The organism is Collinsella sp. AF38-3AC, assembly GCF_003474365.1.
Lineage (GTDB): Bacteria > Actinomycetota > Coriobacteriia > Coriobacteriales > Coriobacteriaceae > Collinsella.
Window position 1 is genome coordinate 1 of the sequence record NZ_QROM01000038.1, and the last position, 1,918, is coordinate 1,918.

At 54.0% G+C, this 1,918-nt stretch carries 1 protein-coding gene; it reads left to right on the forward strand.

The genetic code is table 11. The annotated features are described in order from the left end of the window. The first annotated feature begins 187 nt into the window (after positions 1–187). Positions 188–1,312, forward strand: a complete 1,125-nt coding sequence (locus tag DW029_RS11065) for an aminotransferase (RefSeq protein WP_118346177.1) — start codon at positions 188–190, stop codon at positions 1,310–1,312. Positions 1,313–1,918: the final 606 nt, after the last annotated feature.

The following is a 1,918-nucleotide window of genomic DNA, read 5'->3' on the forward strand; positions in this document are numbered from 1 at the left end:
CCGCGGCGGCCCGCGCTGCATGAGCATGCCCTTCTGGCGCGAGGACCTCTAAGGTTTTCAAAGACCCGTACAGGTCTTAATACAAACATCTAGCTGCCATTAGATGTCTCCCAATGGGACGGTGCGGTTCTTTCGCACCGTCCCATTCATGTTTATTGACGCTAAATTAAGATCAGATAAGGTGGCCATGGATATCAAGACAATTGGCGTTGAGGAATGGCTCAACGTTTGGGAGAAGAGTGCTACATGGGATATCGCTCAGTCGACGATCTCGTCGCTGACCATGGGTGAGCTTCGCGCACTTGACGAGCAGGACGGTGCTACGTTCTACGAGTGCCTGGATCGCGAGAAGATGAATTACGGCTGGATCGAGGGTTCGCCGGAGTTTAAGGCCGAAGTCGCCAAGCTGTATCGTCGCGAGGTCAATCCCGATCACATTTTGCAGACTAATGGCTGTACGGGTGCTAACCTCAATGCCATCATGGCTGTTGTCGAGCCCGGCGATCACGTGATTGCCGAGTGGCCTACCTATGCGCCGCTCTATGAGATTCCGCGTACGCTCGGTGCCGAGGTCGAGTATTGGGAGCTTCGCGAGGAGCTCGGCTGGAAGCCCGATATCGAGCAGCTCAAGCACTCGGTGCGCCCCAACACCAAGCTCATCTGCATCAATAACGCCTCGAACCCCATCGGTACGGTGCTCGATGCCGATACGCTCGGCCAGATTGCCGAGATCGCCCGCTCGGTGGGCGCCTACGTGCTGTGCGACGAGGTGTATCTGCCGCTCGAGAACACTGAGTCCTTTATATCGATGGCCGACGTGTACGAGAAGGCCATTGTCACCAACTCGGTGTCCAAGACCTATTCGACGCCTGCGGCTCGCGTGGGCTGGGTCGTGGCCGACGAAGAGGTCTCCAACCGCATCCGCACCTATCGTGACTACACCATGATTTGCGGTGGCGTGTTCAACGACGCCCTAGCGACCTATGTGCTCGAGCACAAAGACAAGATTCTCGAGCGCAACCGCAAGATCGTGTTTGGCAACCGCGATATCGCGCAGGCTTGGATCGACACGCAGCATCGTGTCTCCTGGACGGCCCCACAGGGTGTGTCCACCTCGTTTATCCAGCTGGACATTCCCGAGGATGACGAGGAGTTCTGCAAGCGCCTGCTGGCCGAGAGGGGAGTGCTGTTGGTTCCCGGTAGCCGCTTTGAACTTCCCTGCGGCGCGCGCCTGGGTTACTGCGCGAGCGAGGACGTTCTTTGCGAGGGCTTAAGGCTTTTGGGCGAGGCGCTGGCCGAGTTCGATCGGTAGCCCCTTGAGGATTTCGAGGGCCTAAACCTTACTGGGCCCTCGATGTACCGAATGCAGACCCGCTCCCTTTGGGGCGGGTCTGTTTGTCTTTACCGCCGAAAAAGTCAAGTTGTTACAAATAGAGACGCAAAACAGGCGGGGTATCCGAGGGGCCGTATACTGAGCTTCCGGTGAACGGTATCCAACGTCTGGTAAACGGTAGCCTGGTTGCTAAAAATGAATAGGACGAACTTTTTTCTGAATAAAAATCAAAATGGTTGAGACATATCAAGAATTACGAATTCTATTCATACCTTTGCGTGAAATATGCAAATTGAGGGTGGTTTAAGAAAGATTAGTTCCAATTGATTTTCCGGTTAAAAAAGCGTTTAAGCACGTAAATAAACTTTATTAAATCAAAGTTTGCCATGCGTGAAGTATATGTGTATGCCGTTCACCCCCTATAAAAAACCGTTCGGGGGCAAGGTGGAAGTATGGGCTGATTTTGGATATAAATATGTCGTCAGCAATAACGCCTCACACGGAGGGGCGCTAACGAATCGGCCCTGACAAGGGCCCGAAAGAAAGGTAGGAGGCCATGACGAAAGGTCTGCACGTGCCTTCCGA

Excerpts from the sequence above, each read along its gene's own strand:
- DW029_RS11065 (WP_118346177.1), top strand. The coding sequence starts at position 188 with ATGGATATCAAGACAATTGGCGTTGAGGAATGGCTCAACGTTTGGGAG.